Below are 19,189 nucleotides of genomic sequence, written 5' to 3' on the forward strand. Positions count from 1 at the left end.
CAAAGCACATAGCCTTGGCCTCTAATATCAATGATCTAAAAATCACTAGGAAATATTCTTCGTTTAAAGTGATATTCAACTGAGCGATTATTAAACAGATTACTATAATTTACTTTAATCTTTTTAACTTCTAGTTGCTTAATTTTCTCTTCTAATGACTTCTTATCCTCATCAGTTAATTTTCCATCCTCTGACAAACTAGAAATTTCATTTAATAATTCCTGAATCTTTTCATCACGAAATTCTTTTTCTTCATTTTGTTGATAAATGGTCATCTTAGTATGAAGAATTGAATTGACCAATTCGTCAGCCCCACCCGAAAGTCTATTTAAGATTAAAAGCTGTTCATTTAATATCTCATTATCTAAATCATAAGGATACCTTAGTTGATGATCTATTTCGCTCCAGCCTTCTTCAAAGATTGTTCTTACTTGAATTTCAGCTAAATAATTCACTTTTGTCATTTGCGACTTAATCACATAATGCCATGATCGATATCCGGCATCATGAACTAAAAACTGAAACTTTTCCTCCTCAATATGCTGTTCGCTTGTCATATCTCCTAAGCGATGGTAAATAGTCGCTTTTTCATGTAAATTCCAATTTTGTCTAATAGTTTTGTCTATATCTGCAGCTTGGTATTTATATAAATGTAATGCTCTTATACCAATTAGATCTGTGATTTCTGATTTATAATTCGAAACATTGATTTCATAAGATGAGTCTGATTTTTTGCCTTTTATCGTCTTTCGAATAATCTTTTCAATTAAATGATCAGGATATTTAATTCTTGATTTCACAGTATGAATTTCAGGATTTTTACGGAGTATTTCTGAAATAAAAGTAGCTACAGTTTCAAGATTCGGAATTTCTGATATGTATTCATTATAAATTTCAATATATTTTGACCAGTCTAAACAGTACTTTTCAAAATCCTGTTCATCGATTTTATATTTTTCAAAGAAATACTTTTGATTCTCTATTAGGCCCATACGTTATCTCCTTCTAATAATTCCATAACCATATCCTACCATATTTCTGGAAGAAACATACTTTTACAGTACAGAAATTGAGTATGACTGTTCTACTTTTTTACTAATCTTATTATTAAATAATCGAACAAACGACCTATTTTGAATATACGTTCGTAAAAAATCTATCTATTTTCTAAAAAAACCACTTACATTAGAATAGATGTTCGTGTATAATAAAAACATCCAAACAAAACAGAACATACAATCTTAAAATTCAAGACAATTAAAGCCTAAGAGAACTTAAAAGTAGAACAAAAAAAGGAGATGTGAAAAATGGAAATTATCATTCTATGTAGTGTCTTATTATCTTGGTGTATTTTAGAGGGTTTTAACAAATTTGTAGTAAATCGTTGAAAGCACTAAAAGAGATTCTTTATATTACTTTAGAAAGGATAAACTCTCTTATTCCCTAAAACTAATTTCAAACAAAAAAGTGCTCTTCTACTTTGAAAAGATAAAAGAGCACTTTTAGAGATTTTTTATTTAGCTATGTATTCCTGCAATTCCTTAAGAAGAATTTCTGCGCCGTATTTACTTACTACAATCTTTCCACTATCAAACGAAAAATTATTTTCATCAATAACTCCTGTTATCATACAAGCATTACTCGAAACAAATTGTTTAAGGATAATCTTTTGTTCCTCAATAAATACTTCAAATGGTTCATATTTATTTAGATTTAACATTTTTCTTAATTCCTTTGGTAAAACAATTCTTCCTAAGTCATCTAGTCTTCGGACAATTCCACTTAGACCGGAATTTTCATCATATTTTGTAAGAATAATCATACCTTCTTCAAAATGAATTTCAAAAGGAGCATTGTTCTCTAAATTCATTGTGTTTCTTAGTTCTTTCGGTAGAACAATTCTTCCAAGATCGTCTAGTTTTCTAATAATTCCAGTTGATTTCATACTTGCAACTCCCCATTTATTTCTATCTCTTTATCTACTCAATATAATTCTCTCTATAGTTACATTGAGTTTAGTTTAATAATACCAAATTATTTTAATTTTCTCTCTACTTATATCGACTCATTTTTACTTATATTAATACAAATTAATAAAAATTTATTGATATTTCTTAATTAACATTCTTTTTCACCCTATCTTATTTAGTATTCGTTAAATTAGGTAAAATTTTTTAAAAGATTCAAAAAGAGATGAGTTAATCAATCGGTAACGAATTACCTTTAATTAACTCATCTCTTAAAATAAATCTTTTATCTTGTATATCCACCGAGACTTTGTTCAGCCATTTGAACTAAACGTTTTGTAATCTCTCCACCTACAGAACCATTTGCACGAGCTGTTGAATCTGGACCTAAATGTACTCCAAATTCTGTTGCAATTTCATACTTCATCTGATCGATTGCAGATTCAGCATTTGGTGAAACATATTGATTTGAAGATCTGTTTGCCATGATATGTAGCCCCTTATAATAAAATTTTCTGATATAAACTATCAGATTGCTGTTAGTATTTCATATTGAATTGAAAATATTCATCATATAAATATTTCTGTAACTATTTGAATGATTCATACGAAATTTTATGGCAAATAGAGTTTTCCTTGATATTTGAAATCTTAATTCATCTGCAAAGATTGTCAGATTATTTCCCAAAAAATAAATTAATTGCTAAATATGATTGAATCAATAGCTAATCACACTTAAACAGAACTCCCATATATTATATTAGTATAATTCCATTTTTCTGAAAGGTAGGTGTAACAAAATGAAAGTAGATGGTATCTTTGAAGGGGGAGGAGTTCGAGGAATCGGGCATGTTGGTGCTATTTGTGCATTAGAAGAAGAAGGATATGAATGGGCACGTTTGGCAGGTACTTCTGCTGGTGCTATTGTTGCTACTCTTCTAGCATGTGGCTATACAGGAAAAGAATTAAAGGAAATTATGGATCATCTAGATTATAAGAAATTTATTACTAAAACATGGTTGCACTTTATTCCTTTAATAGGACTAGGATTAAATCTCTTATTTAAAAATGGGTTATATAAAAATGACTTTGAAGAAGAATGGTTAGAAGCTTTATTATCAAAAAAAGGTGTTCGCTATTTCGATGATTTAGAAGAAGGTAAATTAAAAATCATTATTTCAGATATTAGTAATGGTAAGATGGTCGTTTTACCTGACGATTTACCTGATTACGGCTTAACAGCAAAAGATATAACAATTTCTCAAGCAGTAAGAATGAGTGGTACAATTCCCTTTTTCTTTCAACCAATTAAACTAAAAACTCCTTTTTATAATTATCCAATTTTAATTGTTGATGGCGGAATTCTAAGTAATTTTCCAATTTGGATTTTCGATGATCATCAAGAATGGCCGACTTTCGGTTTTCGCTTAATAGATGAAGAAATTATTGCGAAACCACTGGATGGTCATACCCCAATCTCATTTTATAAATCAATATTTATCACGATGAGACAAGCACACGACATTCGACATCTTACAACTGAAGTAAATGAACGAACAATAAAAATCCCAACTGGTGATATATCAAGTACAGATTTCAATTTAACTAAAAAAGAAAAAGAAGCACTTTTTACAAATGGATACCAAGCCGCAAAAAAATTTCTTGGAACTTGGGATTTTGAAAAGTTTAAACACAACTATCCGCCTGAACCTTACTGTCAAAAGGTGAATAGTCTGTAGTAACTTAAAAAACGCAATCTTTTCTTGATATTCATAGAAAAGATTACGTTTTTGTTTTTCCTTTTCAGTTCCGTTAGATTAACTCATTTAATCCTTACTTTAGCATCCCCCCGAATATATTCAGGATAAAACGCAAGCTTAAGCTTTAATGGATTAACGTAATCTTTAGTAGAAATTGTTATTCCTACTATTTGCTTACCACCATCATGATATTCAGTTGATTCTGCACTAGTTTCAACTTCTTTGCCATTAGCATCAAAAATTGATTCAACCAATGAGTAATGAAATTCTTTTTTTGTATTTAAGGTGAACTTCAAGTCTGATCCTTCTTTTTTTAAGTCAGTTACATAATTTCCTTTTGGCTGTTTAAGAATTTGTTGTTTCTCAGTATCAACTAAAATATAGTCTTCATCCTTATCAACTGCCTGTAGCTTATTAATAACCAAATATAATTCTTTTGGATCTTTAAAGTAATTACTCTGTAAATAGATAATTCGTTCATTATCACTAAGAATATTGGCAGTAGTTCCATTTGTTATTTTAGACCATACTTCACCATTTTGATCAAGAAGTTCAAAATCAGTAAAATCTAATATTTTCTTAGTATTATTTGGATCCATTTTTACTTGTACAGCTACACGAAGAGGATAAACTGTAACTTTTTTAATGGTTATCTTTTGCCCTTCAATCATTACTGTTTTATTTAGTTCGTATATTTGCTTTGTTTTTTCTAGATTTTTTAAAGAGAATGGAATAGAAAATTGCTCTGAAACCTCCTTACTCTTTATCTTTAAATCTAGGTAAAAATCTTTTTGCTCGTTTGTTTTCTGAAAAAGATATTCAATCTTACTAGTATAAGTATTTAACTCGTCTTTTACTGGAAGATCAAATGAAGAAGAATGTTCTGGCAATTCTTCACCATTACTTGGTTTGAGATTCACTTCTTTTAAAGTAAAATTATGTTGTGTCTCTTTTGCATCAATCGTGTAAAAAATTACTATTCCTTGCTCATCAGCAATTACTGAATCAATCGTTACCTTAATTCCGTTTTTCTCTTGAGAAATATTAATTTCTTGAGCATATTTATTTTCTACAGCTGATATTAGACCCTTATCATCACGTATAAGCTTAACGATTTTCTCCATACCTGGAATATTTGTTAAATAATCAGCAAAGGTTGGCGATACACGAATACTTGTAAGAAATCCCAATAGAAGAATAGCAGCTGCAACAATAGACCAAATCTTAGATTTCCGTTTCGGTTTAGTTACCAACTTAGTTACTTTAGCTTTTTGAAGTCCAATTTGTATAGCCTCATCAATTTCATCAATAGGTAATTCGACGTTTTCATATTTTTCTTTCCACTTTTTTAATTCATTTTCTTCTTTTTCAAACACGGCCTTTTTCTCCTTTCTCTTCAAGGATTCCTCTTAATGACCTCAATGCTTTATTCAACCAAGTCTTTACCGTACCTTCTGGGCGATTCCACATAATTGCAATATCTTTGATTTTGACATCGTGAAAATATTTTAAATGTAAAAGCTGTCGCTGTGTATCATCAAGCTGTGACATTGCTTCTTCTATTTCAATATAGTTATAATCTTCGGTCGTACCTAGCTGTGAAATATATTCATCGTCGAAAGTTACTCTATTATTCTTCTTAATATAATCCTGGCAGTAATTAATCATAATCCGAATAAGCCATGTTTTTACATAACTTGGTTCTCTCAATGTTTTTATGTTTTGATAAGCTCTAAAGGTTACTTCTTGAATTGCTTCAATTGCCTCATCTTTATTCTTCAAGTAAGCTAATGCAGTTTTATATAATGATATTTTATGCTCATGCATAATTGACAAAAATGCTTGCTCATCTCCTTTGATAGCCCTTTTCACTAGACTATGATCCTGCAATCTCAATCCCTCCATCTCGATGTTCTATACATTAGACTCCTGAGAGCTAAAAAAGTTTTAATAATTTTTAATTTTCCCCATAAAAAATTCCCTTATAGTAGGCAGTACAGCACGCTTTTTTTAACTGTCTACTATTTTTACTTTAAAAGAACCTTGGTGAAGATTGAATAATTTTTCAAAAATAATATAAGAAGAAGATTGTCAATAGCTTCATAGTTTACTGCATTTTTATAAGTACCAATAGTAGTAAATGAGACAAATGCGACTGGTGAAAAAATGCAAAAAAGTTCACAATACTGACAATGAGTAATGGTGAATTTTACTTTTTAGATGTTAATATAATTTCGTTAACGTTTACTAAAAATTTGGAGATAATTAAAATTCAATTTAAATTTTTGCGTTAACTGATGTAAGAAGTTTCACCAGTCCTATAAAATTTGATAAATATTTAAATTGACTAATTCTATTATATTTATGTCATAGCAATAGCCCATTTGAAACAGGAGGATAATATTTTGAAATTAGCAAGAAATATATTAATTATATATTCTTACATAATGTTTACAGTATTGATTATAGTTGGCCCAGAGTTTCATAAGTATAAATTGTTTGTTCTTTTTTTACAGATATTATTTTTTTGTACAGGCCCCTTATTTTTAATATTTATAGATTGGAAGAAAAAAAGAAATAAAAATAGAGCAAAAATTAACGGTAAGTAGGAGTAAAATGGAATGGAATAGTTGTAGCTTTATCGTCATTTAAACTTCCTGATAAAATCTACTTGTCCTATTGCTAAATGGGCTTTTACCCCGTTACAAAATACCTTCTTCAATGAACTAATTACATTCTATCTAAATTTAAATGATAAAAATAAACCGCAAAATATGTTATTATTATCTTAAAAATCTGATAATTCGACAATAAAGAATTGTATTTCCTTAAACTTACATGAAATAAAGAGGAGATCTAAAAGATGAATAATTCAACTATTTTATTAGTAGATGATGAAAAGGAAATACGGGAGCTAATTAGTATTTACTTAAAAAAGGAAGGTTTTTATATCATTGAAGCTAGTAATGCGATAGAAGCCTTAACAAAAGTTAAAAATTCTAATCCCCATCTTATTGTTTTGGATGTTTTTTTACCGGATCTAGATGGTATAGAGTTATGTAGACAACTAAGAAATCTGACGTCCTCCCCTATCCTTTTTCTTAGTTGTAAAGATTCTGAAATTGATAAAGTAACGGGTTTAAGTGTTGGAGCTGATGATTATATCGGAAAACCTTTTAGTATCCATGAATTAATTGCGAGGATTAAGGCGCATTTAAGAAGAAATCTATACTTATATGGGAATGATCATGTACAAAAGGAAGATAAAGAATTACGTTCAAAATCAGTTTCCCTAAATATCCAAAAACATGAGTGTTATTTCGAAGATAAATTAGTTTCATTAACTTCAAAAGAATTTCAACTACTAAGTTTTTTTATGTCTCACCCTCAGCAGGTGTTTAGCTCTGTACACCTATTAGAGAAGGTCTGGGGTTATGAATCCTTTGCAGATCTCAAAACTGTCATGGTACATATCGGAAAAATAAGGAAAAAACTAGGCGGCGAATCGAAAAATCCTCCAATCATCCAGACCATCCGAGGGGTAGGCTACAAGTTTAATGAAGAAATACAAAAATTCTACTAATCTTTTAAAGAAATTTCTTTCCACTTTTAGAGGAAGAATGCTAGTTACATTTTTATTAATAACAATTACTCCAATCATTATTATTTTTTATTTTGCGATGAATAGTTCTGAGAAAACACTCTCAAATACTGGTGATAAGATCGAAAATATACTTTTAAATTATTCGATATTTCTTCATCAAGAGAATTTAGTTAAACAAGCTGATATCATAAATGAACAATTGAATTCTATTAAAAATCAGGTTCAAATCATTCAAACTGTAGCGGATGATTTGTTTTCAAATCCGATCATTCAAAAGGATTATAAACTTTCCTTAACAAAAGAAAATGAGGGATATTATTGGGAACAAATAAATGGCGATTATTCAAATGCAGGGTGTAAGCGCTAACATAAATCTTTCTAAGAACGTAATTAATAATTTAATGGTATCCAAGTCACTTGAAAGTGTATTTAGAAGATTTTTAAACCAAGATTCAAGAGTTGCAAGTATCTATTATCTTGGACCTCAATCTTATTGGCGGGCATATCCAAATGCAGACGTGAAATCAGAAGTTCAAAATAAATACTTTAATCCAAAGATTGATATAACAAAATTACCATTCTATCCATCTAAAAATTCAATTTCAAAAGATGCAATATGGACGAGACCATTAATTGATTTAACACATCGGAAAAAAGTATTCTCTCTTTCTTTACCAATCTATAAGAATAATAATGAATTTGCAGGAGCATTAGTTACTGATATTACCATTTCACAAGTAGTGAATCACTTTTTAAATTTTCATTTCAAAGAACCTACTGCATATGCAATCTTAGTTGATTCAAATTATGATTTAATTGCAAATCAAAAAAAGGCTGAGAGCGATTTAAAATATCTTACAAAAAATGTAAAACAGAAATTATATAATAGTGAAAAACCTATGTTTATGAACATAAACAAAGAAGAAAAAATCGTTTTAGTATCTACTGTAAAAGAGACAAATTGGAAAATTGCATATGTCATACCTAAAAATGAAATTATTAGTCATGTTCGATATGTAATGGAGAGTCAATTAAAACAATATATTAAATCATTTTCATTTCAATTTATTGTATTAGTATGTCTAGTTATTTCAATATTTGTTATTGTAACGATAGCAATTTGGAAACGTTTTACAAAACCTTTTATTGAATTATTAAAAGGAATCAGCTCTATAAGGGATGAAAAATTTCAAGTTAAACTGAAGGATCAATCATTAGAAGAATTTCAATTACTCAGTCAATCATTTAACTTGATGGCAAATAAAATAAATGAATTAATTTCAAAATACCAAAGTTTAAATTTACAACTCGAAGAAAAAGTTATAGAAAGAACAACTCAATTAAGCATCGTAAATGGAACCTTGCAAGAAACAAATGAGAAATTAAAATCAATGGAACAATCAAGGAAAATTATGTTTGCTAATATTGCGCATGATATTAAAACTCCCCTTACTATCGTTTTAGGGTACATCGATGCGATTGAAGATCGAATGATTGATTCAGAGAAAATTGATGAATATCTTACAAGAATTCAAAAGCATTTACATTCAATTGATCAGCTTGTAAAAAGTGTATCTGAATTAAATAACGTTGAGTTGAATGAGCAAGTATTCCGTTATGAAATGGTTAATTCTAATGAATATTTCATGCAATTTAGTGATGTATTTTCACATGAACAGACTATTCATTTTAAAATTGCGGACGATTTACCATTCATCTTTATGGATCATCAATATATTGAGCGTGCTATTTTGAACCTAATTGAGAATGCGCAAAAATATTCAAACCAAAACAGTCCAATCGAAATCAATGTGTTTGAGGTTAAAGATTTTGTTGTTGTATCTGTTCGAGATTATGGATGGGGTATTGCAGAAGATAATCTACCTTTCATATTCGATCGCTTTTATCGAGTTGATCATGCAAGGAATTCCTCTATTCAAGGAAATGGCGTAGGACTCGCGATTGTTAAAGAAATTGTTAATGCTCACGGTGGCTTTATTGAAGTAAATAGTAAACTAAATGAAGGATCGGAATTTATGATTTATTTACCTGTTAAGAACTTTTGCATGAAATAAACAAGTAAATTCCATCTAGAAATTATACAATTCGAAACAAATTATTGTAGCGATATAGCCATCAAAGATATATCATTATATTGAACGAATGGCTATAAATAAGGTTTTATGATAAGCACATTTTTTGTGCTTTTTTACGTCAATATATTGAAGGAGTGAACAACATTTGAAAAAGCTTGTTAGTATTTGCCTAATTGTTTTTCTGGTGAACATTCTGTTTAGTGGTCTTACGTTTGCAGAAGAAACAAATAGACAAATACCAAATGGTTCCCCAGTTACTGAACAGATAACAGAAGGAACAAAGCACACATATGAAGTTACAACAAATGATGACGGAGAATATTACATCATACTCGATAATACTGTTGGTAAATTCAATCTTTCCCTTAACGATAGTGATGGAAAAACAATTTCCTCTACTTATAGCGGAGGATCGAATTCAATTCTTAATTTAAGAGGTAAACTTCAGAAGGGCACTTATACTATTTTAGTAGAACCGCGCGATTTAAGTGGAACTTCAATTGGCAGCTACCGAATTAAAGCAACTTATGCTTCCGAGTTTACTAGAAATGAAGTTACTTTTGAACCGAATGAAACCATGCTAACAAGTTCAAACCTTAAAAACGGAGAATTTACGAGTTCAACAGCGGATTACTTAGATAGAGATGTCTATCAATTTACAACAGATATAGCTGGAAATGTATATATTTCTATAGATGAAATCGTTGGTGATTTTAATTTTAATCTTTATGATAGTTCCGGAAACTTTGTAGACCATCCACACCAGCCATCACCAAATGGACTTATATATTTCAGCACAAATCTTCCACAAGGGACGTATTATCTTTACGCCGACCCGTACTATACAGGTGGAAAAACTGCATCTTATCGAATAAAGGCATCTTATCCATCTGCATTTACAAGAGACAAATCTACATTTGAACCAAATGATACAGACGAAACAAGTATGCCATTAACATCAAATCAATATTATTCTTCCACTAGTACGAATATGAATGATAGAGATTTTTATCAGTTTACAACAAACAAATATGGTTTTGTACGTGTTGTACTCGACAATACAATGGGACTGTTTTCGATGTGGCTTTATAATAGCAAGGGTGAGCCTTTAGGTACATACGGCTCATACGGTTATACGCAGAAATCAGGTGACAAGATTCACCTCAATCTAAATCTAGATAAAGGGACGTATTTTGTTCATATTGTACCGATTGAACCACCTGGAGTAGATTTACCTGGAACCACTGTTTCTACCTATCGTTTAAGGGCAGACTTTTTTGATAAAACACCAACTATTGAACCAATTTATCATATTGATACACATCTAAAAGGAAATGCAGAGACTGGTACGAAAGTTTATGCTTGGGCTGGAAGTAAAAAACTAGGGGAAGCTGTAGCGAAAGATGGAAAGTATGACATTGCAATACCCGCTCAAAAAGCAGGAACTGGTATTGGAGTATACACGGTAGATGAAATCGGAAATATTAGTACCACAACAAACACGTCTGTAATTGATGCGACTATCAAAGCAGAGTCTAGTTCATATAATAAGATTAAAATCACTTGGAACATGGTTGCAGGTGCCGATGGATATGAAATTTACCGAAGTCCTTCTAGTACCGGAACGTACAGTAAAGTTGGAACAGTTTCAAATGAAAATACAACAACTTTTACAAATAGCTCTGTCACAACAGGGACAACCTATTACTACAAAGTAAGGGCATATCGCACGATAAATGGAACAAAAATCTATACTTCTTTTACAAAAAATACGAGTGGTAAAGCCATTCCAACAACACCTACTACGCTTTGGGTTAAAAAAATAAACACTACGTCAATGACCCTGTTCTGGACAAAAATCGATGGAGCAAGTGGCTATCAAATCTATCGCTCTACATCCAGTAAAGGACCATTTAGTTTGGTGGGTACAACAACTAGCGGGAGCTTAAATAGTTTTAAAAACGTGAAATTGGTAAAAGGAAAAACATACTATTTCAAAGTGATTGCGTATCGCACTGTGAATGGGAAAAAAGTACTTAGTAACCCTAGTTATGCCAGACCTTATAAAAATTAGTGAAAGAAAAGGATGGACGTTTGCACCATTATGCTAAGCACTTTGGACAGTTTTAAATAGAAAATTATTACTATAAGTCATTTCAAAAAGCCGTTTAAATTAGTAACGGCTCTTTTCTTATATTTATTTAAATAACATACGTATAATTTTAAGAGCACCTCTCGTTGTATGGTAACGTACACTTAAGTCAAATTTAGTTGTTTGAGATAAAACACTTTTTTCATGAGTAAAGCATTTAAATGAATGGACACCATGATATGATCCATGTCCACTTGAACCAACTCCTCCAAAAGGTAAATGAGGAGTAGCTAAGTGAAACAATGTATCATTTATACTTCCTCCACCAAATGGTATATTTTCAATTACCTTCTCTTTTACTGATTTATTTTCTGTAAATAAATAAAGCGCTAAAGGTTTCGGATTTTTATTTACTTCAGCAATCACCTCATCTATTGAATCAAACGTTAAGACTGGAAGAATTGGTCCAAATATTTCCTCTTTCATTACAGGATGGTCTTTTAAAACATTTGTCAATATAGTCGGTTCAAACGCCAACGTATTTTCGTTTGTTCTACCGCCAAAAAATACTGTTGGTCCATTCAATAAACTTTTTAACCTTGAGAAATGTCTAACATTAATGATATGTGCATAGTCACTAAAATTTAGTGCATTATTTGTATATAATTTTATGATTTCATCTTTTAAAGCATTTAGAAACTCAATTTCAATTGATTTATGTACATATAGATAATCTGGTGCAACACAGGTTTGACCTGCATTAAAAAATTTGCCCCATGCGATTCTACGAGCAGCTAGCTTAATTTTCGCGCTAGAATCGACGATTGTCGGGCTTTTTCCTCCAAGCTCTAGTGTAACTGGCGTTAAATTTTTACTTGCTGCTTCCATAACAATCTTTCCAACCGGAACACTACCTGTAAAAAATATGTGATCAAATTGTTCATTCAACAAGGCATTACTTACTTCGATTCCTCCTTCGATACAAATTACATATTCATTTGAAAAAGTCTCTTTTATTAATCTAGCAATTAATGCCGAAGAGTTCGGTGAAAGCTCTGAAGGCTTCACGACTGCGGTATTTCCTCCAGCAATCGCACCAATTAGTGGGATAAATGTTAATTGGAATGGATAATTCCAAGGAGAAATAATTAAGTTTACTCCAAAAGGTTCGTGATAAATTTTACAGCTACTTCCAAGGTGAGTAATTGGCGTACGTACAGCTTTTGGTTTCATCCACTTCGCTAAATTTTTTTTCACAAAAGATATTTCATGTGAAATTAGTGCAACATCTCCAAAAAATCCTTCAAATACACTTTTATTTAAATCTTTTTTAACTGCTTCTAAAATAAGATTTTCATTTTCTGAGATTACTTTATATAATTTATCTAATTGTCTAATTCTAAACTGATAAGATTTTGTTACTCCACTTTGAAAAAATTCTCTTTGTGCTGAAATGGCAGAAGTATAATTTGACTTTTTGAGCTCTGCATTCAGTAAATCTTCCAATTTACTTCTCTCCTTTGATTAGCAAATAGATTAAAATAACTGTTGAAATATCAACAGTTATTTTTTATATTTATCAGAATGTATAACATATTTTTGCTAGGTATTAATATTTCCCTCTGTTTTCTCACGTACTGGACGTCGTTTAGGTCTACTTGCTTTTCGAGCTGCCTCTTTTTCTCTTAATTTAGGTAGTATATAGATCGTATAAATTGCCGAGAGTGTAATCACTACGAGTAGGATTATTAATGGTAGTAGATTGATTTCTACACCAACAGTAACACTAGCTATCAAAGCTAAAGTAGAGAATAAAATAATGCCAAAAGGTGCTAATAAACGAGCTGCAAACATCTTAAACGATCGAGTTTGATTTGGTTGCTTGCGTCGTAAGCGAATTACACAATAACAAGATACTGCATAAATCATTGCTTCTAAAACAGCACCTAGTGCAACAATTACTTGCCATTTCCCCGTAATTCCAACGTAGACTGATATGACTAAAGACAATATTGAAAGTGTCCATACTGCAACATATGGAACTGCTTGATTATTTAGCTTTGAAAATGAAGGTGGAAGAACGCCTTCACGTGCGATTGCATACATGAATCTAGATCCTGTAAGAAACCCGCCATTAAACGTGTTAATTGCAGTAATTGATGTGACTGCAACCATAATGTAAATGCCTACTACACCAAGACATTTTTCTGCAAAATAGATTTGAGGATAAGGTGTTTCTAATTGAGCAGGGCTTAGGAAATGTCCCATTCCAACAGTGATTGCTGTAAAAACTATAAAACAGACTATGATCGTTAATAACATTCCATTAGGAATATAAGAGGGTTTTCGAACCTCCTCGGCATTTGTTGTTACCCATTCAAATCCTGCATAACCGAAAATCGCCAGCGCAATTGCCTGAAGTAATCCGACAGTACCGTGTTTTTCAAGTGGATTAAATGGTTGATTTAATTCAAATCCATTTCTTGCAAAACCAATGATGACCACAATTAATGTTACTACTAGAACGATGTATGTACCTACATCTTGCAAACTAGCAGCCATCTTTAAGCCTTTTAAGTTGGTATAAGTTGCAATTCCAAGAATTAGCACGATAAAAACAATCGATAACATAAATCCGCCACCAAAAACAAAATCTAATGTTTTTCCTACTATAAAAGCATCAGCAGCTATAATTAATACAACAGCGAGCATATAGGTGAACGTTATGGTTACAGAGACACGATCGCTCATCGACTTGACCATAAATAATCGAATGGCTGCTGCTGTCGGATATAAACTGTTCAATTCACTAAAACTAGCCCAAGCAACTAGCATGATTATTCCAGTTATTAAAATCGGTATCCAAGCTGAATCACCTGAAACATAGCCAGCAACTCCCGCAGCCACGTTATATTCCAATGCACAAAATACTAATCCTGCTCCAATACTGACAATCGAACTCAGACTTAGCATTCGTCGAAGTTCTTTTTTCATATCAAGCTCCTCCGAGTTCTAAATAAATAAACAACGCCATCGCATCAAGTCGAAGAACATCTTCTTGTGAGCCACGTGTTTGAATTGCACCCTGCATATAATTTGATACAGGATTTTCATCTCCCCAGAAAATATTAGCTAAGTCTTCACTGTTTCCTTTTACGATTAAGTCTGGTATTTCATTTAGGCCAAAATCAATTGAAGTAAATTCACCATTTTGAATGATACAAGTAAATTCTGCAGTTAGATCTGTAGCTTGAATATGGAGAACACAATTCCAATTAGCAAGTGTTCTTTTTACTCTCTCACTCAATCTAGATCGCTCTGTATAATCTTGTAGAGCCTCGTATAATTCCATTTGAGTAGCCATTTAAATTATCTCCTTAATGTTCAAAAAGATTTTAGTATTTAATTACTTTTGACTTTCAAAAACACTAATTACTTCAAGCACTTCACTAGCAGCTCGTTCTCCCGATTCAACGGCTCCATCCATGTAACCATACCATTTTGTTGCAGTTTCAGTTCCTGCCCAATGAATACGCCCGACAGGTTGGCGTATCACATCGCCAAAAGATGTCCAAACTCCTGGAGGCATAAATGCTGCATAACATCCTCGAGAAAATTCCTCATCAGCCCAGTACTGCTCAATATAATCGTTTGGTGTGAGTACTTCATTTCCAAAATAAACACTTAAACACTCTAAAACACCTGTTTGGCGTTCTTCTACTGATTTTTCCCACCAAATTCTAGCGTCTTCACCTTCAATAAAACCAATTAATACGCCAATGTTTCCATCTTCAGGGGAATTATCAAATGTTATTTGAATAGGTCCTTTGTCACTAAGAACTTGACCCGACAAACCATTCTCTCTCCAAAACGGTTTTGAGTACGTTAGTTGTACCTTTATGACTGATCCCATTGGCATCCGACTCATAAGTTGATCTCTTTTGGCTGGTAATTTTGGTGAATATTGAATTCGATTGGCAAGTGTAGGTGGAATCGCAATAATTGCTGCTTTTGCTTTCATACACATATGCTCACTTTTAACAACAATAGCTTCATCATTTTGAATGATTTGTTGAACTGGTGAATTAAGAATTACTCTTTCTCCTAGTTCAGCAGCAACTCGGTTTGAAACTACTTGTGCTCCACCTATTAATCGACTTTCTTGTGCACCTTTTGCAACACTGATGATCTTATCTAAATTTCCACCCGAATGAATATAAAATAAGAAATGTAACAATGAAATTTCTTTTGGTTCACAACATACAATACCCCGAACCATAAGTGTTACCCAATTTCGAACTGGCCCTGAAGGAACGTTTTCTTCTATCCAAGTAGCTGCTGTCATCGAATCCCAAGTCTCTGCAAGTGGTGCCTTCCAAGGAGCATCTATTGGAACTTGCTCTGACATCATACTTAATTGTAAAAGTACTTCGGTTATATCCATTGCTACCTCTTTATCAGCTGTTAGAAATGCACCTGAATATGGAGTAATCTTTCCAGAACGATATTCAAGATGATTTCCCTCATTGTAAGTTTTAAATGTTTTAACACCAACTTCATCAACTAGTGCCATTATTCGGTCCTGAGTTGGTCCAACCCATTGACCACCAAGATCCACATACGTACCGTCCATAGTTTGTTTTGTAGATGTACGGCCACCAACGCGATTTCTTGCTTCAAGTACAACAACATCAACATCTTGAGCTACCAGTTTTCTTGCCGCTGTTAGACCTGCTAGGCCAGCACCAACTATTACAACGTCAACTTCTAATTCCTTCAACCTAATTCCTCCATTCTATTCGTTAATTAAACTTTCGAGGGTGATGAAAGTGCTTTCATGATTTTATTTTAGAATTGCTAGGTAAAATTGAATTCCAATTTAGGTAAACTTCCATTCCAATTTAGGTAAAATAAAGTTAAAATTTCAAAAATCTCATCCTGCTATTTCTCAATAAAACTTAATAAAATAATGTCCCTTTAACGAAAAAAAGATGAACTTTTTAATGTTGATCTTTCATTCTTACACCGACCTTAGAATCCTTTTTTAAATCTGATAAATCTACAATTATATTTATCTTTTAATTTTACAAAATTATATTTTCCCTACCAAAAGAGCAAAAAAAAGACATGAGCCTCATCACTCATGTCCTTCTTTACATCTATAAATCTATCTATTTCTGTTTTTTCGATTACGTAAGAATGCCGGAATATATGAAGTTGAATCTTCCTTCTCATTGTATCGACCATATTCTTGTTGTTCATTATAGCGTCCGTAATTTTGTTGTTCTTTGTAACCATTATTATCTTGTTGTTCTGTGTAACGATTTTGATCTTGTCGTTCTGTGTAACGGTTATAATCTTGCTGTTCATTAAATCGGCCATAATCATTTTGTTCATTATATCGCCCATAATCTTGTTGCTCATTATAGCGATTATGATCTTTTTGTTCATTGTAACGTCCATAATTTTGCTGTTCCGTGTATCGACCTGCGTCTTGTTGATCATTAAAGCGACCGTAATCTTGCTGTTGGTCTACACGATATCTCTGATCTTGTTGGAATCGTTGCTCTCTATTGTATAAGCTAGGTGCTTCTTCTATTGGTCTAGAAGGAGTTCTTACCATTTTCTCTTCTTTATCCGCAAATCCTGTAGCAATTACCGTTACAATAATTTCATCTTTTAAGTTTTCGTCGATTACCGAACCGAAAATCATATTTAATTCTTCGTGAGATGCAGAAGCAACGATATCTGCAGCTTCTTGTACTTCAAACAGACTTAAGTTACGTCCACCTGTAATATTCATAATTACACCATGAGCTCCATTAATAGAAGTTTCAAGTAAAGGAGAATTTAATGCCTTCTGAGCAGCGATTGTAGCGCGATCTTTACCTTTTGCAATACCGATTCCCATAAGGGCTGTCCCTTTATGAGACATGACTGTTTTAACATCCGCAAAGTCAAGATTGATTAATCCTGGTACTGCGATTAAGTCGGATATCCCTTGAACCCCTTGTCGAAGTACATTATCTGCTTCACGGAATGCTTCGAGCATCGGAGTTTTTTTGTCAACAAGCTCCAATAATCGATCGTTTGGAATGATAATTAAAGTATCAACCGCTTCTCTAAGTTCTTTAATTCCACCTTCAGCATTTGTTGCACGCTTTTTACCTTCAAATTTGAAAGGACGAGTTACTACTCCAATTGTTAAAGCACCAAGCTTTCGAGCTATTTTCGCAACTTCAGGTGCTGCACCCGTACCTGTTCCGCCACCCATTCCAGCTGTAACGAAAACCATGTCTGCACCTTTTAGTACTTCCTCAATTTGAGACTTACTTTCTTCTACTGCTCTTTTTCCAATTTCAGGATTTGCACCTGCTCCTAAACCACGCGTCAACGTAGCACCGATTTGCATTGTAATTTCAGCTTTTGATTGTTTCAGTGCTTGCGCATCCGTATTAAAAGCAATGAATTCAACGCCTTCTACTCCGTCTTCAATCATTCGGTTAACGGCGTTATTACCGCCACCACCAACACCTATAACTTTTATTCTTGCAAACTGTTCTATATTTTCAAATTCAAACATGATCATTCCTCCTCGTCATACCGATTACATAATTTCACGTTTTTCAAAGAACCATTCATTATCATTCTAAGATTTATCTTTTTATGTACGTTTTAGTAGATTAGAATTATCCAATTCACTTTAAGACATAGAATTGTCCTAATTCCCCTAACACTACTATACAAGAAAACTACCTGTTATCTATTTGATAATTTTCCCTTAATATACCTTTAACTAAAACATGTATTTTAACATCTTAATGTAATATCTCTATTAACTTCGTAACAAACTTTCATTAAAAAGTTTGTACAATTAATATAATTCTTTCCTTTTTGATTGAATCCTTTAAGAAACTATTGATTTATGAGAAAACACAACTACACTTTATACTTTGTTAAAATATTCACAAACAATACATTTATTCGCACTATGTTATAAGTATAATTTGGTAATATATACATGTATAAGAAATTATTTCCACAACTATTTTAAAAATAAATTTATAAAGGAGAGCGAGTATGAAAAAATTATTTACAAGTTTAATTATTTTAGTTTGTATATTAACAACTTTTTCTATCCCGCTCAAAACGTCTTATGCCTATAATACTTATGGCCACAAACTAGTTAATGGAGTAGGTCATTATGGACAAAACAGACAATATTATTTTCTAGATAGTTCATTAGGTACAGAAAAGCAAAAATTTAAAGATGCTATGAATAAATGGATTTACGGAACAATTACTACACCTATTTCTTTTAGAGAAACAACTACTAAATCATCTTCTGTATTAGATGTATTTAAATTTACTACAAAGGATGATGGAACGGCTGGAATAACATATTTTATGTATGGAAAAAAACACGTTGACGCTTCTAAAACTGATTGGTACTGGGCATATATAGATTTACAAACCGGAACTTATAATAAATTAACGGATTGGCAAAAAAGACTTGTTCATGCCCATGAAATAGGACATGCGTTTGGCTTAAATCACACAAAGGTTTATGGAAATTTAATGCATCCAAATGGGAACCAGTCATCTACCAATATCCCATTAGATGATCAATTTAAAGGTATCAATTTCATTTATAAATAAGGAGGAATTGA

General features: G+C 32.0%; 16 protein-coding genes and 1 pseudogene. 7 read left to right on the forward strand and 10 right to left on the reverse strand.

Annotation, left to right across the window (positions count from 1 at the left end; translation table 11 throughout):
• Positions 1-35 precede the first annotated feature (35 nt).
• The 3 genes from COE53_RS12950 to COE53_RS12960 form a co-directional block, all read right to left on the reverse strand.
• Entirely contained in the window at positions 36-992 is a 957-nt protein-coding gene (locus COE53_RS12950) for a nucleotidyltransferase family protein (protein WP_069035036.1), read from the reverse strand.
• Between the two features lie 521 nt (positions 993-1,513).
• The gene (locus COE53_RS12955) at positions 1,514-1,945 is read right to left on the reverse strand and encodes an AbrB/MazE/SpoVT family DNA-binding domain-containing protein (RefSeq protein ID WP_254664631.1); all 432 of its coding nucleotides are present in this window, start codon (positions 1,943-1,945) and stop codon (positions 1,514-1,516) included.
• Positions 1,946-2,253: 308 nt separating this feature from the next.
• Positions 2,254-2,454 carry an alpha/beta-type small acid-soluble spore protein gene (locus COE53_RS12960; RefSeq protein WP_025568698.1) on the reverse strand — a complete coding sequence of 67 codons (201 nt, stop codon included), beginning with the start codon at positions 2,452-2,454 and terminating at the stop codon, positions 2,254-2,256.
• 313 nt (positions 2,455-2,767) lie between these two features.
• Between COE53_RS12960 and COE53_RS12965 the strand changes: the two genes are divergently transcribed.
• Positions 2,768-3,706: a patatin-like phospholipase family protein gene (locus COE53_RS12965; RefSeq protein WP_098948213.1), complete on the forward strand. Its 939-nt coding sequence runs from the start codon at positions 2,768-2,770 to the stop codon at positions 3,704-3,706.
• 83 nt (positions 3,707-3,789) lie between these two features.
• On the opposite strand, the gene COE53_RS12970 is transcribed toward COE53_RS12965, so the two are convergent.
• Positions 3,790-5,103, reverse strand: coding sequence for a DUF4179 domain-containing protein (locus COE53_RS12970; RefSeq protein WP_069035038.1), 1,314 nt, complete (start codon positions 5,101-5,103; stop codon positions 3,790-3,792).
• The gene (locus tag COE53_RS12975; RefSeq protein ID WP_069035039.1) at positions 5,096-5,617 is read right to left on the reverse strand and encodes a sigma-70 family RNA polymerase sigma factor; all 522 of its coding nucleotides are present in this window, start codon (positions 5,615-5,617) and stop codon (positions 5,096-5,098) included. The genes COE53_RS12970 and COE53_RS12975 overlap by 8 nt, the downstream gene beginning before the upstream one ends.
• Before the next feature lie 515 nt (positions 5,618-6,132).
• Between COE53_RS12975 and COE53_RS12980 the strand changes: the two genes are divergently transcribed.
• The 5 genes from COE53_RS12980 (at position 6,133) to COE53_RS13000 (ending at position 11,501) form a co-directional block, all read left to right on the forward strand.
• Entirely contained in the window at positions 6,133-6,336 is a 204-nt protein-coding gene (locus COE53_RS12980; RefSeq protein WP_098948214.1) for a hypothetical protein, read from the forward strand.
• Positions 6,337-6,590: 254 nt separating this feature from the next.
• Positions 6,591-7,310: a response regulator transcription factor gene (locus COE53_RS12985; protein ID WP_098948215.1), complete on the forward strand. Its 720-nt coding sequence runs from the start codon at positions 6,591-6,593 to the stop codon at positions 7,308-7,310.
• 37 nt (positions 7,311-7,347) lie between these two features.
• Positions 7,348-7,698, forward strand: coding sequence for a hypothetical protein (locus COE53_RS12990; RefSeq protein WP_142350409.1), 351 nt, complete (start codon positions 7,348-7,350; stop codon positions 7,696-7,698).
• Positions 7,664-9,406, forward strand: a complete 1,743-nt coding sequence (locus COE53_RS12995) for a sensor histidine kinase (RefSeq protein ID WP_098948217.1) — start codon at positions 7,664-7,666, stop codon at positions 9,404-9,406. The genes COE53_RS12990 and COE53_RS12995 overlap by 35 nt, the downstream gene beginning before the upstream one ends.
• A 166-nt stretch (positions 9,407-9,572) precedes the next feature.
• A complete protein-coding gene (locus COE53_RS13000; protein ID WP_098948218.1) occupies positions 9,573-11,501 on the forward strand; it encodes a pre-peptidase C-terminal domain-containing protein in 1,929 nt (642 codons plus the stop codon).
• Between the two features lie 123 nt (positions 11,502-11,624).
• Here COE53_RS13000 and COE53_RS13005 read toward each other — a convergent pair whose 3' ends face one another.
• The 5 genes and pseudogenes from COE53_RS13005 to ftsZ all read right to left on the reverse strand — a co-directional run.
• The gene (locus tag COE53_RS13005; protein WP_286162572.1) at positions 11,625-13,025 is read right to left on the reverse strand and encodes an aldehyde dehydrogenase; all 1,401 of its coding nucleotides are present in this window, start codon (positions 13,023-13,025) and stop codon (positions 11,625-11,627) included.
• 96 nt (positions 13,026-13,121) lie between these two features.
• Positions 13,122-14,513 (reverse strand): APC family permease, encoded by a 1,392-nt coding sequence (locus COE53_RS13010; RefSeq protein ID WP_098948219.1) that lies wholly within the window; start codon positions 14,511-14,513, stop codon positions 13,122-13,124.
• 1 nt (position 14,514) lies between these two features.
• A complete protein-coding gene (locus COE53_RS13015; RefSeq protein ID WP_098948220.1) occupies positions 14,515-14,883 on the reverse strand; it encodes an SCP2 sterol-binding domain-containing protein in 369 nt (122 codons plus the stop codon).
• A gap of 42 nt (positions 14,884-14,925) precedes the next feature.
• Positions 14,926-16,299 carry a flavin monoamine oxidase family protein gene (locus COE53_RS13020; protein WP_180242426.1) on the reverse strand — a complete coding sequence of 458 codons (1,374 nt, stop codon included), beginning with the start codon at positions 16,297-16,299 and terminating at the stop codon, positions 14,926-14,928.
• An 819-nt stretch (positions 16,300-17,118) separates the two neighbouring features.
• Positions 17,119-18,102, reverse strand: a pseudogene (ftsZ, locus tag COE53_RS13025) (cell division protein FtsZ); the annotation flags it as partial.
• Positions 18,103-18,599: 497 nt separating this feature from the next.
• On the opposite strand from ftsZ, the gene COE53_RS13030 reads away from it, so the two are divergent.
• Entirely contained in the window at positions 18,600-19,178 is a 579-nt protein-coding gene (locus tag COE53_RS13030) for a matrixin family metalloprotease (RefSeq protein ID WP_069035041.1), read from the forward strand.
• The last annotated feature ends 11 nt before the right edge of the window (positions 19,179-19,189 follow it).

This window comes from Bacillus sp. AFS029533, from assembly GCF_002585125.1.
Lineage (GTDB): Bacteria > Bacillota > Bacilli > Bacillales > Bacillaceae_G > Gottfriedia > Gottfriedia luciferensis_B.